This window comes from uncultured Paraglaciecola sp. (assembly GCF_943787955.1).
Taxonomy (GTDB): domain Bacteria; phylum Pseudomonadota; class Gammaproteobacteria; order Enterobacterales; family Alteromonadaceae; genus Paraglaciecola.
Map to the genome: position 1 here is coordinate 631417 of NZ_CALSOK010000010.1, position 18456 is coordinate 649872.

The 18456-nt window shown below is 38.2% G+C and carries 18 protein-coding genes; 13 read left to right on the forward strand and 5 right to left on the reverse strand.

The window, feature by feature from the left end; translation table 11 throughout:
• The first annotated feature begins 104 nt into the window (after positions 1-104).
• The 5 genes from Q0Y52_RS10545 (at position 105) to Q0Y52_RS10565 (ending at position 4447) form a co-directional block, all read left to right on the forward strand.
• A complete protein-coding gene (locus Q0Y52_RS10545; RefSeq protein ID WP_297821318.1) occupies positions 105-812 on the forward strand; it encodes a sulfotransferase family 2 domain-containing protein in 708 nt (235 codons plus the stop codon).
• A gap of 258 nt (positions 813-1070) precedes the next feature.
• Positions 1071-2066: a glycosyltransferase gene (locus tag Q0Y52_RS10550; protein ID WP_297821321.1), complete on the forward strand. Its 996-nt coding sequence runs from the start codon at positions 1071-1073 to the stop codon at positions 2064-2066.
• 155 nt (positions 2067-2221) lie between these two features.
• Positions 2222-2518 (forward strand): hypothetical protein, encoded by a 297-nt coding sequence (locus Q0Y52_RS10555; protein ID WP_297819528.1) that lies wholly within the window; start codon positions 2222-2224, stop codon positions 2516-2518.
• Positions 2515-2865 carry an IS66 family insertion sequence element accessory protein TnpB gene (gene tnpB, locus Q0Y52_RS10560; RefSeq protein ID WP_297819525.1) on the forward strand — a complete coding sequence of 117 codons (351 nt, stop codon included), beginning with the start codon at positions 2515-2517 and terminating at the stop codon, positions 2863-2865. The genes Q0Y52_RS10555 and tnpB overlap by 4 nt, the downstream gene beginning before the upstream one ends.
• An 85-nt stretch (positions 2866-2950) precedes the next feature.
• On the forward strand, positions 2951-4447 hold the full coding sequence (locus Q0Y52_RS10565; RefSeq protein WP_297819522.1) for an IS66 family transposase: 1497 nt from the start codon (positions 2951-2953) through the stop codon (positions 4445-4447).
• A 500-nt stretch (positions 4448-4947) separates the two neighbouring features.
• Here Q0Y52_RS10565 and Q0Y52_RS10570 read toward each other — a convergent pair whose 3' ends face one another.
• From Q0Y52_RS10570 to Q0Y52_RS10590, 5 genes are read right to left on the reverse strand one after another with little or no spacing between them, the layout of a single operon-like run.
• Positions 4948-6210 (reverse strand): MFS transporter, encoded by a 1263-nt coding sequence (locus Q0Y52_RS10570; RefSeq protein WP_297821323.1) that lies wholly within the window; start codon positions 6208-6210, stop codon positions 4948-4950.
• Between the two features lie 11 nt (positions 6211-6221).
• Positions 6222-7409, reverse strand: coding sequence for a type III PLP-dependent enzyme (locus tag Q0Y52_RS10575; RefSeq protein ID WP_297821325.1), 1188 nt, complete (start codon positions 7407-7409; stop codon positions 6222-6224).
• Positions 7399-8139: a PDC sensor domain-containing protein gene (locus Q0Y52_RS10580; protein WP_297821327.1), complete on the reverse strand. Its 741-nt coding sequence runs from the start codon at positions 8137-8139 to the stop codon at positions 7399-7401. Before Q0Y52_RS10580 ends, Q0Y52_RS10575 begins: the two co-directional genes overlap by 11 nt.
• Positions 8140-8155: 16 nt before the next feature.
• Complete coding sequence (locus Q0Y52_RS10585) at positions 8156-9136, reverse strand: hypothetical protein (RefSeq protein WP_297821329.1); 981 nt, start codon at positions 9134-9136, stop codon at positions 8156-8158.
• Positions 9137-9152: 16 nt separating this feature from the next.
• Positions 9153-9416 (reverse strand): hypothetical protein, encoded by a 264-nt coding sequence (locus Q0Y52_RS10590; protein ID WP_297821331.1) that lies wholly within the window; start codon positions 9414-9416, stop codon positions 9153-9155.
• A 284-nt stretch (positions 9417-9700) separates the two neighbouring features.
• On the opposite strand from Q0Y52_RS10590, the gene tssB reads away from it, so the two are divergent.
• From tssB to Q0Y52_RS10630, 8 genes are all read left to right on the forward strand, one after another.
• A complete protein-coding gene (tssB, locus tag Q0Y52_RS10595) occupies positions 9701-10207 on the forward strand; it encodes a type VI secretion system contractile sheath small subunit (RefSeq protein ID WP_297821333.1) in 507 nt (168 codons plus the stop codon).
• Positions 10208-10243: 36 nt separating this feature from the next.
• Positions 10244-11698, forward strand: a complete 1455-nt coding sequence (gene tssC / locus Q0Y52_RS10600; RefSeq protein WP_297821334.1) for a type VI secretion system contractile sheath large subunit — start codon at positions 10244-10246, stop codon at positions 11696-11698.
• Between the two features lie 30 nt (positions 11699-11728).
• Positions 11729-12247, forward strand: a complete 519-nt coding sequence (tssD, locus tag Q0Y52_RS10605) for a type VI secretion system tube protein TssD (protein ID WP_297821336.1) — start codon at positions 11729-11731, stop codon at positions 12245-12247.
• 68 nt (positions 12248-12315) lie between these two features.
• Positions 12316-12987, forward strand: coding sequence for a type VI secretion lipoprotein TssJ (locus tag Q0Y52_RS10610; protein ID WP_297821338.1), 672 nt, complete (start codon positions 12316-12318; stop codon positions 12985-12987).
• A gap of 13 nt (positions 12988-13000) precedes the next feature.
• On the forward strand, positions 13001-14365 hold the full coding sequence (tssK, locus tag Q0Y52_RS10615; RefSeq protein WP_297821340.1) for a type VI secretion system baseplate subunit TssK: 1365 nt from the start codon (positions 13001-13003) through the stop codon (positions 14363-14365).
• Positions 14366-14368: 3 nt separating this feature from the next.
• Complete coding sequence (locus Q0Y52_RS10620; RefSeq protein WP_297821342.1) at positions 14369-15016, forward strand: DotU family type IV/VI secretion system protein; 648 nt, start codon at positions 14369-14371, stop codon at positions 15014-15016.
• Positions 15017-15029: 13 nt separating this feature from the next.
• Entirely contained in the window at positions 15030-16844 is a 1815-nt protein-coding gene (locus Q0Y52_RS10625) for a type VI secretion protein IcmF/TssM N-terminal domain-containing protein (protein WP_297821344.1), read from the forward strand.
• A complete protein-coding gene (locus Q0Y52_RS10630) occupies positions 16828-18453 on the forward strand; it encodes a hypothetical protein (RefSeq protein WP_297821346.1) in 1626 nt (541 codons plus the stop codon). Before Q0Y52_RS10625 ends, Q0Y52_RS10630 begins: the two co-directional genes overlap by 17 nt.
• Positions 18454-18456 lie beyond the last annotated feature (3 nt).

The window sequence follows — 18456 nt, forward strand, 5'->3', positions numbered from 1 at the left end:
TATTGTACTCAAGAAATAGTTAAATATAAGTTTGCGGACACCAGTATTTTGCGTAGAATTTGGTATCTTTAGATGATGATCAGTGAAAAGAGTATTATTAAACGATGAACTCACCATTATTTTTTGTTCATATCCCAAAATCAGCAGGCACAAGCTTTAGAAATGCCTTTGAGCAACAATTTGGTCTTAATCGGGTAATGCGAGACTATTCACCTAAGGCACCGGAAACCTCGGCAGAAGTGCTGACTTCAGTTTATCGGCGTGAAGACATTTATGCGTTCGGTAAAAAACTGCTCGATGGAAAAACGGTGTTACTGGCTGGTCATTTTACCGCGATTAAATATGCACGAATATTGCCGATTGAAAATATGACTACTTTTGTGCGCGAGCCTGTTGGCAGGGTTATTTCAGAATTTAAGCATTTTCAACGGCATCGTGGTTACGATGGCAGTTTACTGAAATTTGCCAAACAAACCCGATCCAATAACGTGCAAAGTGCTTTTTTGCGCGAAGTACCAATTCTTGGAATTGGTTTCACTGGAATCACTGAGTTGTATCAAGAAGCAATCGCTATTTTCAATAAGCAATTTAATATGAATATCCCGATGTTGTTCAATAATACTGCACCAAGGGAGGCTTTGCTTACAGCTGAATTTGAACCACAAGTCATTGAGAAAATAATTGAACTTAATCAAAAAGATATTAAATTATATCAATTCTTGCTGCGGTTGCATGAGCAACGTAAAGCCCTTCATCAAAAAATGTCAGTTATACTTATGGGCAGTTTGAATTTCAAGATAGCCATAATTTAGTTGGTTGGGCGTTTCAAAAAGGTTGTGAAAAGCCATTAGTTATTGAGTTGCATTGGGATGGAAAAAAAACAACAGGAATTGATTGCCAACAAGTATCAAATGTTGATGAATTCATTTAATTGCCCTCGACATGGCTATATAGGCTTTCAAGCCGTATTGCCTGAATATGTTGATCGCTCTTTGGTCTGTTGCGTCGTTAAAAAGACGAAACAGACCTTGTTTTCGGCTTATGTCAGATAACTCTGTACCGAGGTTTATATGGGACATTTAAGATATAACAAAATATGTGTATTGCTAGCCAGTTATAATGGCGAAAGGTTTATTGCAAATCAACTGGTAAGTATTGCCGAACAAAAAGATATCAGAGTTTCGGTGTTAATAAGTGATGATGGCTCTACTGACAATACTTTGGATGAAATAGGCCGATTAAAGACGCAATTGTTAAATTGTGAGATCGACCTTATAAAAAGCGATGGCAACGAAAAAAGCCATTTGAGTAATTTTTCGGCGCTATGTGCTTTAGCCCTCACCAGAGAAGAAAACTATTTTGCTTTTAGCGACCAAGATGATGACTGGACCAGAGATAAATTGGCAAAATTACAAACTCGTATGGTGGAGTTGGAAACAAAGTATGGCGTAGGTATGCCCATCATGATTCATACTGATTTAAGAGTGGTGGATGAGGAGCTTAATGAAATTGCTCCATCATATATTAAATATCAAGCTATTCCTGACCCCACTCAACATGAATTTCCGACCTTTTGTTTTCAAAATGTGGTTACTGGTTGTACGGTTCTTTTTAACCGTTCATTGTTGCAACAGGCTTCACCTATACCGCAAAATGCAATAGTCCATGATTGGTGGTTTGCACAATGTGCGATGTTGTTTGGAGTGCTGGATTTTTACGATGAGCCGCTGGTAAACTACCGCCAGCACAATGATAATGCGATTGGAGCCATTGCTAATGCCGAGCAAGTTAGCTACGTTAAAAAACATCTATACAAAGCACTGCTTGACTATCCTGCGCATCTTTCGCTGTCTATTGAACAGGCAAAAAGCTTGACAATCCTTTATGAAGAGCTACACCCGGCAGCCGTTGATAGCAGCTCCGCAGCGGCTATAAAGGTATTTGCCAGTTTGAAAGAGGCGCCTTTGCTTAACCGATTGAAATATGCACATCAGTACTTCTCTAAGAAACAATATTTGGAACGTTTTTTTATGTATTTTTCTTATGCAATAGTCAAATATTTATAGCTGTGTTCTGCTCAACTTCACACGGACACTTTTTTGATATATTTAATAGCTGGCTTATTTCCATTGGTTTATTTGTAAGCGTCCGGTAATTAGCACGTTCCATTAGTTAACCTTGCAGAGCAGAATATCGACTTTGATAATCATCGGAGTCGAATATGGGAAGACGTAGTTCTAAAGAATGGCAGGTCATCATTGAGCAACAGGAAAGCAGCGGCATATCGGTTGCTCAATTTTGCAAACAACACGCGCTAAACAATAAATACTTCCATGCCAGAAAACAGTCATTGCTCAAGCGTCAACAACGCAAACTATCATCACCGTTTATCAAGGTCAGTAAAACAAGTCCTGATACAACAATGATGTCACTGCAAATAGGTGACGCTACATTGTCTTTGCCACTCAATTGCGAGCCCTTGTGGTTGGCACAATTGCTCAAGGCAGTGGCAGCATGAAGATGTTTATTGAGCCGTCGGATATCTATATGCACATTGAGGCTGTGGACTTTCGAAAGTCGATTAACGGTTTGGTTGTGGTGGTTGAGCAGCAACTTGAATTGTCACCCTTAAGCGATGCGCTGTTTGTCTTTAGCAACAAGAAACGGGATAAACTCAAAATCCTTTACTGGGATAAGACAGGTTTTGCGTTGTGGTACAAACGGCTGGAGAAGCAGCGCTTCAAGTGGCCCAAAGATGACCAGCTAAGTCGTTTAGTTCTGTCAGAGCAACAGCTCAATTGGTTACTCGGCGGTTATGACATCATCGGCCACAGCCCCTTGACGTATCAAGCCGTCAGCTTATAACCACAGCTCATAAGCAGCATTTAACGATCACGACTTATTCTAAAAAAGTCAATTAAATCAGTCTGTTATTCGATAAAATACAGGCATGATAGAGACGCAATACCAACAACGCATTACTGAGCTGGAAAGCTTATTGGCAGAGAAAGATGCCAAGATAGCATTTCTAGAAGAGCAGTTCCGCCTTGCCCAACAAAAACAGTTTGGTGCCAGCAGTGAAGGTCATCCGGGCCAAGGCGAGTTGTTTAATGAGGTGGAAGCCGAAGTAGAGCAGCTTGACGTTGAGCCAGTACAAGAGACAATTGGATACACCCGCAATAAGCCAAAGCGCAAACCGCTGCCGAAGGACTTACCCCGTGAAGTCGTGGTCATTGATATTGCCGATGAAGATAAAGTCTGTGCTTGCTGCAACGGTGAACTGCATCAGATTGGCGAAGATAAGAGCGAGAAGTTGGAATTTATCCCAGCTAAAGTCAAAGTGATTGAAACGGTACGGCCAAAGTATGCATGCAGAGCCTGCGAAAAAGACGGTACACAAAACCAGATAAAACAGGCGCCTGTGCCAGCCAGCATTATTCCCAAAGGTTATGCCACCCCCAGCTTGCTCAGCCAAATCATTACCAGTAAATACCAATATGGTTTACCGCTTTACCGCCAGGAAAGCCTGTTCAAACAATACGGCATCGAGCTGAGTCGCAAGACCATGGCTGATTGGATGATAAAGTCGCAACTGGCGTTGCAAATACTGTATGAGCGACTGCGGGAAATACTGCTGCAACAATCGGTCATTCAAGCGGATGAGACAACATTAAAAGTTATCGGGGAAGCCAAAACCACCAGTTATATGTGGCTGTATTGCAGTGGCACAGACTCGCCCAACGACAGCTCCACTCCCAATATTGTGCTCTACGACTATCAAAACAGTCGCAGAGGTCAGTGTGCGGTGGATTTCCTCGCCGGATATTCAGGCTATTTGCAAGTGGATGGTTATCAGGGGTATGCCCAAACTCAGGCCACGCTGGTCGCCTGCATGGCCCATGCCCGCAGAAAGTTTGTTGAGGCAGAAACCGCACAACCGAAAGGCAAAACCGGCAAAGCCAATTGGGCACTCAATCAAATCCAAAAACTGTATCGCATAGAAACAAAAATCAAAGGTAAAACAGCACAAGAAAAATACCGAATACGTCAGGCTGACGCCTTACCCTTACTTATGCAATTCAAAGGCTGGCTGGATAAGTCCGCCACAGAGGTACCGCCTAAAACGGCTCTGGGCAAAGCCCTTGCCTACAGCCTGAATCAATGGTCCAAACTCATTCGTTACATTGAAGATGGCAACCTGACTATCGACAATAACCGGGCGGAACGGGCCATAAAACCCTTTGTGATAGGTCGAAAAAACTGGTTATTCTCAAACACGGCTAACGGCGCAAACGCCAGTGCCACACTTTATAGTATTATCGAAACTGCTAAATCCAATGGCTTAGTGCCATTCGATTACCTCAACCATCTGCTAAATGAAATCCCAAGCCTGAAACCAGATGACACTATCGACCACCTGTTGCCATGGAATTGCGCTAAACGCTAGGTGGGATCACCGGACGCTTACGTTTATTTGGGTAATCCCCTCATTTATAACCTCTAATAAAAAAAGAGTTCTATTCAGTTAACGTCTATTTCTGTTTTTGTGCTGTGTCCCCAGGTCCAATGTTGGGTCTTCATGGTTGTAAGTCTAATGCTAATGTGTTGCCTAAAATCGCAAAGGTGGCTTGTTAGTTTAAACGGGGCATCATTCTTAGTTATTTTTAACCACTTAAAAATAGGTATGGATGGGATCTAACCCCTATTATTACTTATCAGATAAATAAGGTCTCACCCTACCTACATTCAAAAAATGCTGGGAGATACCCGGTAAAATGAAGAAGATAGAACGATCCATCACTATGTAAAAACAGTTCGACAATCTCACGAGTTAGTCTAGAAGTCTCCAATATACTGAATTAAATAATCAACTTGGCGCCTGTAAGTAGTTTATCCCTGCTATCCAATGTAACCAAAAATTATAAGCATTAATAATCTACTTTGTTACTATTCAATAGGGTAACGCGTTAGAGCAAATGAAAAATATAAAATACTTGAGAACATGATGATGTATGGCATGCCATCGGTACCTAAGTACTGCATAGATGCGCCGATAGCAACGATGCCGATTGTTCCACCAATGCTTTCCATTAATGAATATCCTGCATTTGAAGCAATAGAATCGTCTCCGTCAGTATATCTCTCTCCAATGATAGTAAGTGATATAGAATAAATGCCAGCAATAACACCTCCCCATAGAAATACTAATATCCACGCCTGGATGGGGGTATAAATAGCAATGGGCAAGTAAACAGCAAAGATCATGCTAGAAAATGAGCAACCAACAATACAATAACGACGGTCAAAATTATCAGACAACCATGCAATTGGTACTTCTAGTAGCAATGAACCCAGCATAAAAGAGCTTAATAACAAAGCTGAGTCAGAAAGTGATAATCCATTTTTCATTCCATAAATGATAATAAATGCCCCAACGCCAAATTGAGATACACCTGCCATTGAAATAGAAAACATAGCGCCTTTATTGTCCATTATTGTTTTGAATATAGATGAGGTTCCCTTATAGGTTACTTTTGGGATCTTGGTAATGTAGAGCAAAAGAGGCAACACAGAGAAAGCACTAAGCAACATTGCAAACACAAAAAGTCGGCTGGATTCTACGATTGGGCTATGACCGATTATAGAAGTCGTATAAGCAAGCACACTATCGGTCATGTCGGTAAATAGTGCCGGATTAGCATTCAGATAGTTGACTGTAATAGGACCGATAGCCAAACCTACAGAAATTGCAGTGCTGTACAGGGAGATCATTAATCCTTTATTTTGTTTAAAAGGAATGGAGTTCACCCATATTTGCAGTAATAAAAAAATATAATAACAACCAACAGCGTGTATAAAAATAGTGGGTACTAAGACACCTAAATCACTAAAGTAAGGGAATAGCAAGATAGTGGGTATGCGAAATAAGCTAGAACTTAATATTCCTAATGGCACTTTAGTGTGCTTTAAAATACTAGGAATACATAAGCAAATAATAAGCGCGGCTATAGTTTCAAAGGAAAGTACGATGCCAAGTAGCGAGTCACTATAAGCAAAACTACTTAAATGAACTGGTACAAGAACAGCAAGCATCCCCATTGATATGCTTGTTATTAGAGTAGAAATAACATTAACAAGTAAGCCAATTTTATTGCTCCTTGAGTTAGTTTCTGTTATCAGGTCATTACTCAATTCATTGGTTGTTGTCATGCTTGTTCCTGTTAAATATAATATTCATTTAGCGGAGGGATACCGTTAAAGCCAGAAGTTACATAGCTACTGCTGTATGCACCTGTCGACTTAAATGTTAAGTATTCTCCGGCTATTATTTCGGAAGGTAATAGATGTAAGTCGCTTCCATAAGAAAGCATGTCATCACTATCACATGAAGGACCAGCAAGCGTTGTGGTAATTAACTTGCTTTGTGACGAACCGGCGTAACTTATGGGATGTTTAATGTCGGTGCCTTCATATAAACCATTAAACTTACCGATGTCTAAATACAACCAGCGTTGAAGCTCATTCCCGATATTTTTATCTGTGGCGAGTATTATTTGAGTTTTTATACATCCCGCTTGTGCGAGAAGAAAACGCCCAGGTTCACACATGAAATTATAGTGATGATCATCACCAAAAATCTCTTGAATATATGATGTGATCTCGCCGCCATAATGTTTAAAGTCGTAAATAGCAGGTGTATTATCTTCCCCAAGGTATCCAGAAGCAGGAAAACCACCACCAATATTGATAACATCGACTTCAAGATCAAGGGCTTTGAGTGAGGTTATAATTTTTTGAGTGTCGAGTAAGGCTCTTTTCCATGCTAAAGGTCGTTTTTGTTGAGATCCAACATGAAATGAAACTCCTAACTTGCCCATGTTTAGGGTCTTAGCTCTTAAAAGAAGTGCTGTTGCATTGTTAATTGTACATCCAAATTTTCTACATAACCCCCAAGTCGCGCCCTCTCCTGTTGTTTCTATTCTGCAAATCACATTTGACCCAGGCGCATGCAAAACAATTTTATCCAGTTCTTCTTTACAATCAAAAGCAAAACTTCGTATACCGTAATCATAACTTTTTTGGATGCTTTGGATGGTCTTTACCGTATTACCAAAGTGAATGTTTGCAGGAGCTACGCCTACTTTTATACACAATTCAATTTCACCAATACTTGCCGCTTCAAAATGACTGCCTTGTTCAAGTAAAGCTTGTAGGATATGGGGTGAAGAGTTGGACTTTACAGAATAAAAACATTTAACCGATGGCATATAGGTGACCAATTCATGATATTTTTGCCTTATAGCATCGAGATCAATCACAAGGTAAGGCGTATCTTTATCTGTCAACGTTAGAAAATTTTGTAATTTATCCGTTAATTCAGAATTACTATTTTCACATCTATAATTCATCAATCAGTTCTTTTCTTTTATTGTTTATTTTTAAACCAAAATTGCGGGTAAACCAAACAATAGAGGCAACCAAGAATGAGATGAAAAACCCGATTACCATGGTTCGCGTCGTCGCCCGCTTTATAGGCTCTAGGCGAGCAAAATATTTGCTTGCCTCAATATCGATGCCCAATACGGCCATAAACTCACCCTTAGTATCATAAAGAGGAATGTAAGCAGATAAATGTGAACCCCACCTATCGGTATATGCTGTGTCAGATATTACGACTTCTTGATTTTTTAACGAGCGCAAAATATCGCTACTCGCTTCTTCGTACTCATCCATTATCAGTGCTTTATCTTCTACACCATCCCCATCAGCATCACCAAACGGAGTGCCATCTAAAATAAAATACACTCTATCTTCTTTTAAAATAGCGGTGTACAGATACTCAATTGAATCATCGGCTTTTAAGGTTTTTTCAAGTGGAATAATGGCGTCTTTATATTCCTGAGTAGACTCTTGCCCTTTAGTTAAATCTTCATGAATATCTTGCTCAATAAAATTTGATACTACTTTAGCCGTTCTTAGCAGTCCTTCTTTTATTTCACCCTTTTGCGCACTTAGCGCGTAATGATAAATAAAAAAAGTGGTTCCAAAAATGGCAATAAATACACAAAATCCTATTACAATGGCTTCTTGTAATGGATAAATTCTATAAGCTTTCCACGCACGTTTAGGTGTACTCATTGTAATGTCCTCGTTTTCAAGCCAGGTTGATTAGGTAAAAGTTTAGGCCTATGTGCACAATAAGAAATAAGCACCAAATAGAAATCATTAGTTTTCGTTGTATTTTTTCACGTCCCTTCTTCATTAGAGTTTCAGACCAAACAGAGCTAATGATCGCTAATGCTATACCGATGAAAGTGGTAATTTGTAATGAATCAGAAAGAGTAAAATCAGTAGTGTAGGGGATTTTGGCATTCAAACTATAAATAGAGCCAACTGCCGCAAAAATAGCGCCTACACATAGAGTTATTCTGGGTTGTAAGGGGATGACGGATAGACCTGTTTTTGTAGAATTGATTACGTATACAATTAACATCAAAACGGTGGCAACAAACAGACCTAAAAATGCAGTAATAAAAACCCTAACACCATTGCGTTTTAGGGTTAACCTTGCCTCTACTTTACTAAATTTATAGTTTGTATCTGCTGACGTTCTAGGATCACCAAAGGTCGTCGGGTAATCTGATTCCGCTGCAACAACATTGAAACTCTGCAATCTCCAACCTTCAGGAATAACATCATTCGCAATACTGCTTGTTTCATCTATGCTAAACACTAAACTATCGGTTGTTTCTATTGTATCTTCTAAAGATATGATAAGTGTTTGAGTATCAAACGGAAAATCACGTATATCCCATTGCTTTTTTATCGTTCCCTTAAACACTTGGGAATGTAAATAGTTATCATCGAACTTTTGAGTATTGGCATTCCTAATGGAGAATTTTTTTGAGTTTGTTATTTCTGTTCTCTCACTAGGTAAGTAATCAAGTTTTGGTGATAAAAACCAAGACCAAAACTCAATTTGAAATTCATTATCAGAAAAATTGATATCATGTAAATTCGTAATAAACATTCCAAATTCCACGTCAGGTGTGGCAGGGACTTCTTCAGCAATAGCAGTGAAAATTAATGCATTAGAAAAGATAACAAACAAAATTGCGTTGTATATTTTTTTCATTGTTTTTGTCTTTAAGTTAAATGTGAAGTTTAATGCTGGTATTTTTGACTTGAGCATTTGTCTCAAAATCATTATCAGCACCGTCAAAGTCTTCTACATCTCTTTCCCAAAAAAATTGAAGGAAGCGATGGTTATTATGTACTGGAATCACTTGTTTTAATTGCCACCCAATACCTTCAGGCCTTGGGAGGTCGTATGTAGAAAATTCATCTGAAATTTCATTATTTCTGTTAACCGATATACCTGCGCTTAAAGTCATTTTTGCTTCAAAGTCTTTCATTAATTCAAATCTCGGATAGTTCTATTTAGACAATTACTGCTAACTTTAATATTAAAATCATCCAACACACAGCTGTTAGAATTAAATTTTTCTAAATTGTTCTGTATAAATATGATACCGGAAATATAATTAAGTTAACCCCCCCTAGTTTAAGGGAGTGCAAATAATTTTTAATAAATGATACGGTACTCAAGGTTTTATGTTTTATAGAGCGATAATTTTTTAGCCCAGTTAACTGTATATATAAAAATATTATTGGGATTGATAATTTAATGGAGGTTAGTATGTCTAAAAGAACTAAGAATTCAGGTTCGGTTGCCCCTAAAGAGCGTATTAATATTTCTTACAAACCAGCGGTAGGTAATGCTAAAGAGGGCGTTGAGCTTCCCTTTAAATTGCTGGTTTTAGGCGATTTTACACAAAGCAACAACGATGTTTCACTAGAAGATAGAAAGTTAATTAATTTAAATAAAAGTAATTTTTCAGACGTTATGGGTGGTTTAGATCTGAAGGTTAATTTTAGCGTTGAAAATAAAGTGTCAGCAAATAGTGGCGAGTCAATTGATATATCATTCAAAATTAATAACTTAGATGATTTTAAGCCTGATAATATTCTTCAACAAGTTGATGAGTTAAAGCAAATATTACAACTTCGAGATGCTTTGAAAGCATTGAAGGGGCCCATTGGCAATTCACCTCAAATGCGTAAGCAAATCCGTGAGCTTTTAACTAACGAATCATCTCGTGATGAATTAAAACGTGAGTTGGGTTTGTCAGTTAACGAAAAATAAAATCACAATTTAAATTGTGTCTTTGAGGAGTACGAAATGGCAAAAGTAAATTTAAAAGAAAAAAAGTTAATTGCAAATATATTAAGTTTTAGCAAACTTCCAAGTGATGATTATAGTTATGATATTGCGACCCAAGGCTTGCAATCATTACTTTCTAGAGCCCTTGAAGATGGTCAAAAATTAGACAATTTACGTGTGGATAAGCGTTATATAGAAGATATTATTGATGAGCTTGATGTAAAGTTAAGTAAGCAAATGGATGCGATTATACATCATGATGTATTTCAGGCCTTAGAATCTCCCTGGAGAAGCTTAAAATTATTGGTGGATAGAACTGAATTTGATGAAAATATAAAGATTGAATTCCTTTCCGTGTCAAAAGAAGAATTGTTAGAAGACTTTGAAGATGCTTCTGACATAACTGAGACAGGGCTGTACCGTAAAGTATATACCGATGAGTTTGGCCAGTTTGGTGGTGACCCTTACGGGGTTGTTATTGGCAATTATTCTATGTCTCCATCAGCACCTGACATTCGTTTATTAACCTATATGTCAAGTTTAGGTGCAATGACTCATGCTCCTTTTATTACCAGCGCCGGTGAAAGCTTTTTTGGTATCGATGACTTTTCGCAATTAGCTGATTTGAAACAATTAGAAGCTATGTTTGAAGGGCCTCAATACCTGAATTGGAGAAACTTCAGAAATAGTGACGATGCACGAAATGTTGGCTTAACTTTACCTAAATTTATATTAAGACCTACCTACGGTGACAACATCCCGGTAAGAAGTTTTAACTATCAAGAAAGTATCGATAATAAGTCAGAGTACTTGTGGGGTAATGCTGCTTTCGCATATGCAACGCGCTTAAATAATAGTTTTGCCCAATACCGCTGGTGTCCTAATATTATTGGTCCTCAGGCAGGTGGTGAAGTTGCAAACTTACCCATAAACATAGTCAATGACAATGGTACAGATAAAGTATTTGGACCTGTCGAAGTAAAAATATCAGACAGAAAAGAGTATGAGTTATCCGAGCTTGGCTTTATTCCATTAACTCTTAGAAAAGACTCTGACAGTGCCGTGTTTTTCTCATCAAACTCTGTTCAAGAGCCTAAAAAGTTCACTAATGATGATGAAGGAAGACAAGCAGAAATTAACTACCGTTTAGGTACACAACTACCGTATTTGTTTATCGTTAACAGATTGGCCCATTACATAAAAGTGCTTCAGCGTGAAAACTTGGGAAGCTGGAAAAGTAGAATAGAGCTTGAAACTGAGTTAAATAAATGGATCCGTCAATACGTTGCGGATCAAGATAACCCTTCAGCAGCCACAAGAAGTCAAAGACCTTTAAGAAAAGCTTCAATTGCGGTTAGTGAAATAGAAACTGAAGCGGGCTGGTATGAAGTGGGCATGGAAGTGACACCTCACTTTAAGTTCATGGGGGCTAGCTTTACGTTATCTCTTACTAGCATATTAGAGCGTGGATAATATCACCTACATAAAATAAGGAACTTAGTAATGCCAACTGAAATTTATATGTCAATAAATGATCCGGAAGGATGTTTAACAGAAGAAGCTTGTTCAAAAGAAAGTATCGGTTCTTTTTTTAAAGCGGATCATGATGAAGAGTCACTGGTACTAGCTTACGATCATAAAGTAAGCGTGCCAACCAACACCTTAACAGGTCAGGTGACAGGAACACGAAAACATGAGCATTTGACCATCACTAAATTCATCGATAAGAGCTCACCTTTGATTTTTAATGAGCTCACCTCGCCTTCGGAGCTTGAAGTTGTTTTAAGGTTTTTTAGAACACCTGATGAAACCAGTGCTGGCGAGCCTGTTGAATATTATAATATCACCCTGCAAAGAGCCAAAATTGTTAGCATTAATACCATATCACCGAACATATTAAATGTTGAAAATGATGGATTAATGCCCTACGAAGAAGTCACGTTCACCTATGGCCTGATCCAAACTGACCATGTGGTTTGCGGTACAACGGCAATAGATGATTGGTCTGGCGAGGGAGGCTAGGTTAGGGGCTTATGAAAAACATTGCTTCTTACTCATTAAGGTGGATATGCATATTTTGCGTATCTGCCTTGAATTTTGGCTGTAGCTATCTACCTGATGATCCATTTCAGCAAACCATGTCCAATGTTCAATTACAGCAAAATGCTGAAACTGATTTTTGGAATGTTAATTTAAAGTCTTGGGATAAATGGAATGTAAATAGCCCGGGTAATAAAGACGTAATATGGTCAAGAGCTGAGGATGCCATTCATGCAAAGTTTACGGCAAGTTCAGAGCTAAATATCTTTGGTCAAAGGGCACATACGCTGAGTGTGAAAATTATACAGTTAACAGAAATCAGCGCCATCAATACATTATTTCAAACCCCTGACGGTATAGCCACGGTGCTAAGTCAATCACTGGAAATGATACCCAATGCGGTATTTAGTGAATCTTTTATCGTCGCACCTAAGCAAGAAATTACCTTTAATCTTGCTAGAGAAGAAAATGTTAAATACATAGCAATCGTCGCAGGGTTTGCAGAGCTTAATAAGAATCAAGTTGTACGTATTATACCCATTTCGATAAATATCAAAGCACAAGAACCAATAAAGACTGATTGGTCTTATCTAGATTATCTAACGTTAGGCTATTTTACTGAACAAGAAATTCAACCAGACATCGTCAGACCCTCAAAAATCAGACTGAATATTCGTCTTGGCGAAAGCAGTATTACCGAGTTTAGCGCGATAGCTAGCTAATTGGAGATAATTAATGGATTCAATAAAATCCTTATATTGGAATCAGGGGTTATTTTTGAAGCCTCAACACTTTCAACATCTAGATAAGTATATATCTGCCACTTCTAATGCATATTCTAAAGCACGCTGTGGTACAGATTCAGGTATTTCTCAATTAAAATTTGACTTGCCCGCTTTAAAATTGGGCTTGATAACAATAGAAAGTTTTGAATGCATACTTGATGACGGTACCTTGATTTCATATCCAGGAAACAGTCAAATCTCTTCTTTAAAGTTAGAGCAAAGTAGTGTGGATGAGGCGGGCATAATTGAAATTTACATTAGCCTGGGCTCTCTTTCCGCAGAGCAGTCTAACCTGGCTTCAAACACCACACCGAATGCTCGTTTCACACTTGCGCCAGATGTCGATACAAAAGATATTTTTGATGCTAATGAGCAAGCACCGTTATCCACCTTGAACTTTAACTGTAAGGTAATGACAGAGGCATTATCACGCTCAAGTGATGGTGCTAAGGTCATAAAAATTGCAGAGCTGAACGTAGTGAGCGACGAGTATGTATTGTCTGAAAGTTATATACCCAAAATAACGTTATTAAGTGGCTCTGAAACACTTAATAAATTAGTGAAAAAAACACGGCTAAGTTTAATCAGTCGCTTTGAACAATTACAAAATATTAGCTCTTTCGATGGGGGACTAGCGAATAATTCGAATAATGTCTCAGTAGGTCTAGCCATGATGGCAATTGGCAATAATATTGCTAGTTTTAATCAATTTGAAGACGATGATTCAACATTACCGTCAGATATATACTTGGCTTATAGACAATTAATTTCTCAATTAAGTATATTTTCACAAGATGTCTCTGTTACAGGGGAAAGCGCGGTAGAAACTCAATCAATCATCCCTTTCAATCGTAATAATTTATCGGATTGCTTCTCTAGAGCGAACAAACTCACGGTTAAATTATTAAATGAACTTACTATTAAGCCTGAATTATTGATCAATTTGGTACATCAAGGCGGCTCTAAGTTTGTTGCACCATTAAGCAGTGAATTTTTAGCCGCAAATACCCGAATATATATTCGGGTTAGGACCAAAGAAAATTTATTAGATGATATGGACTCGAGACTTGATTTTGTAAAAGTAGGGGCTGATGGTCAGGTGGATGTTTATCTTAAACGGGCATTGCCAGGGGCTGAATTGAGCTATTTGAACAAAAAGCCACAAGGTGTTGCAACGGTTCCTGACAGTTATTATTTTAATATTGATCGACAGTCGTACCAGTGGCAAAAAGTGATAGAAATGAGACGAATTGGTATTATCTGGAATGACGCTCCAGAAGATATAGTAATCGAATTAATCGCAGTGCAAGGATAAATAATGAGATTAATAGATAATTATATTCCAGTATTTCAAGGACTTAAAGAACTTCATCAAGAACTATCTGATACTTTAGATAAATCCCTGATTGGCGTAAAAGAAGACTTAAACGCTTTGTTATCTAAGGTTAACTGTGCAAGTTATTCTAAACAACAAAATCAAAATGCCTTATTCGCGGTTTGTGCATTAATTGACGAAATGATTTTAGCGTCTGATTGGAAACACCGTGATGAGTGGGCAAATGAGCCCTTTCAAAAGACCTATTTCGACACTCAAAAAGCCGGAATGCAATTTTACGAAAGGCTTGACGGTTTAAACGAAAATGATGAAAAAGAACAAGATGTGAGAGAAGTTTTTCTTTATGCCTTGGTGCAAGGTTTTTCCGGTTGTTATTTTGAAAGTGGAGAGCAAAGCGTTAAGCAAGAAATTATTCAGGCAAATTATGCGCTTCTATCAAAAAACATTGATAGCCATTTGTTTTCACCAGAGATCCCGAACCGTGAAATAAATAACGGTAGTCAGGTTAGTAGAAAAAAACAAAAAGAGTTGCTCTTAGTACTTGTCCCAATTGCAGCGGTTTTATTAACCTACTTTTTATTGAGAAGCGATCTTGTCGAGAGCGTATCTCAAATTTTAAGCCAAATTTAGTTGGTATTATAGAATGAAAAAATTCCTGAAGTTTCTACTTATTGTCTTTATTTGGTCAGTAATATTTGGTGTCTGTTTTGCAGGGGCTATATTGGCAGGTTTAACAGAAGCCATCGGTATACAAGTATTTGTTGCCATTTTCGTTGGCTGGTACGGCATTAAATTTTGTATTTATCTATATAAGCGCTGGCAGGCCAAACAACGGGTTGAAAAGCTAATCAATATCGAGTCTGCAAAAAGTGATAAAACCAAACTATCCTTTTTCCATTTTTTGTTTTCTAAAGATATTGATAAACATATTAAACGCGTGATCGCCAGAGTTCATCGAAACCATAGCGCGAATGAACAGCAGCAAGATGCAAACTTCATTATGCATTTAAAAATGGATAATAAACACGCCGACTGGTTATGCAATGACTCAACCAATAAGCCGAAAATAAATGATCCTATTTTTACTGAGTATAAACATATTAATTGGCTTGTTTTTAATCAGCTTGTAGTGGTGGACGTAGATTCCTATTTAATGAGGGATGTTAATGCCGCAGCCAACAGTGAATGGTTGCAAATACTTCATGGTTTAGCCTCAAGCGAAAAAGAAAAGTCATTAGATGGATTATTAGTATCTATCCACGTAAATGATTTAGTAGACCTTAGCGCCAGAAATCAAATAGCAGATACACTTCGTAAAAAGTATGAAGAAATCAAAGAGCATTGTGGTGTTGAAGTGCCAATAAATATAACCCTTCTTGGTTTAGAGGAGTTAAGTGGCGTTGATAACTGGTTAGCAAGGTTAACTGAAGACTGGAAAGCGCAAACATTAGGCATTGTTAATCAAAATTTAAATACAGTAGATACTTTAGTCGATAACTGTTTCCTACAAATGCAGGATGTTTTTAAACAAGGCTCTTTAACTTATCTAGTTAATCAAGGTTTTGAGGAGACTGTCGCAAACCTTCCCCATAAAACCAATGAAGTTCAACTGACAGTAGATTCTTTTTGCAATAGATTATTTTCAAATAACAGCTTTCAAGGCAAGCCTATATGTGCTGGTTTGTTTGTTGTGATGTCCCAAGGCAATAAAGCAAGTTTTGCGGATCAATTATTAGAGCAATCAGCATTATGTTGGTTACCTGCAACATCGACGAATAAAAATACAGCCAGCGATATTGAAAGCAACAAACGTTTGGGAACCTATTTTTCTGCCGCTTCGATACTGGTTATTATTCTTGTGCTTTTACATAGCAATGATAAGGAAAGGATCGGTGATATCTATCAGCAATACGAGATGCAACTTTCTAATTCAGAAGAGCAAGATAAAATCATTGCAAACTTTGAAAGTCGATATCAGCTAATTAACCGTTTGAATGACGTTAATATATCCCACTGGCTGCCCCTTTCCGAAGGTGACTTTAAGGTACCAACACTCAAAGCCACCTTAGCCCACGATATTCAAGACACATTGATTGTGCCGATAGATAGCTTTTTTGAAGACCAAATTGGGCAACTCGATAAAGCTGATATTGAAGTTAAAGTTGATTACTTAACAATATTAATGCGACGCATTAACGTATTAAGTTCAGCCAGAAATGGGGCATCATTATTTGATCTGGCTTTACTACCGCAACCCTTTGATAGCTTATATATTGAAAATTTTTCGCCTGATGTCATTGATGGCTTAAATGACCTATACCTGAAAAGTCTTGTGATGCAGCGCGCAGCAGATAGCGCAAACTATCGTAAAGCGTGGCAACAACAAATCATTCACATACCAGGGAGCGATCTCTTCTTTATTACTATCTTCAGACGGCACCATGGACTGGTTGATTGATTGGGTTAATAACAATCAAAACGTCGAGCATGTAAATCTCAATGACTACTGGCAGGGTTCAAAATCTATGGCGTCTTCCGGCTCAGTTCAGGGGGCTTATACCCTAGCAGGTAAAGAGGTTATTGATGATTTTTCAGAACAAATATTAATAGCTTTAGGTGATGACCATCCTTTTTTAGCTAGGTACTTACCGGTATTTCAGCAGCAATACCAACAAAACTATTTAGCCAGTTGGGGAGCATTTTTAAAGAATTTTCATACGGGTAAAAATACCCTTAGCAGCAGAAGCGAATGGTTGGATGTCATTAATAATTTATCCACAGGAAGAAACATATTCTTCCGATTATTAAATGATGCAGACTTTCAATTAGCACCTTTTAACAACATCGACGTTAAACCCGATTGGTTTGAATTTGTTTTGTATTATCAAGACATGCTTGCGATGGGTGAAAATGAATCTCAAAGTAATCCCAAGAAGAACAAGGTCTTGACCAAATTAGGATTAAAAGTAGTAGGTGCCTTCGGTGCAGTTGGTAAAGCCATTGCGGGTTCAGCCAAGAGCAGCTTAAAGACCAAGAAAAAGCTGGACAAAGCAAGTGGCGCAGGACCTGGCCCATCAGAGCGAGAGTTGAATTTGCAGGAAGCGGCTAAGACCTTAGATGAATATAAAGGTTTAATTGCAAACCTGGTATTTAATGTTGAGCAGCAAAAAGAATCCCATAAAACGATTAAAGCCTTCTTCGAATTTGAGAATAATCCAATAGACGAAAGTACACCTTTAGCTAACGCTAAACTTACCATCACTAAGCTACAAGGCTTAATTGGCAAAGCAGGCAATTCTACTGAAGCTTTCTGGAGCGTATACATCGGCGCCATATTGGTGCTGGAAGATTTCATGTTAGAAGAAAGTGCGTGTTTGTTAGAGCAGTCATGGGAGGACGATTTCCTTTATGAGTTATCCGGTGTGCCTAACTACAAATTAGACGAATTTGTTTATGGTGAAGGGGGGGTGTTGTGGGCATTTTTCGATAGCACCCTAAAGCCGTTTGTTAAAAATAAACGGGGTGCGGGATATGGCTTCAAAAAGGTTGCTGAGAAGAAAATGCCCTTTGAACCGAGTCTGTTAGATTACCTGATCCGAGCAAAAGACCTAAGCATGCGCAAAAAGTATGAGTCGTTTGACCTCCTTATCACCGCAAAACCCACAGATACCAGTGAAAATTCGCTTCTGTATGTATCAAAAACAGATATCAGCTTAAACTGTCCGGCTGAAGATCAAACACTGGTAAATCGTAATTACATTGTTAAAAAGTTATTCAAATGGGACGACACATGCCGAAGTGTAAGTCTAAAGTTTAAGGTCGGTAATCAAACCCTTGAAAAAGTTTATGACGGTGAAAATGCTGTACTCGACTTTTTATTAAATTTTAAAACCGGTAAAAAACGCTTTATTTTAGAAGAGTTTCCCGAGCACTTCTACGAACTTAATAGTTATAAAATACAATACTTTGACGTAAAACTAGACATTGAAGGCGCGGGTAAGTTGAGTCGAGCCTTGTCAATCAAACCCCCTAAGCCACCCACATCTATTGCTCAGTGCTGGGCATAGTAA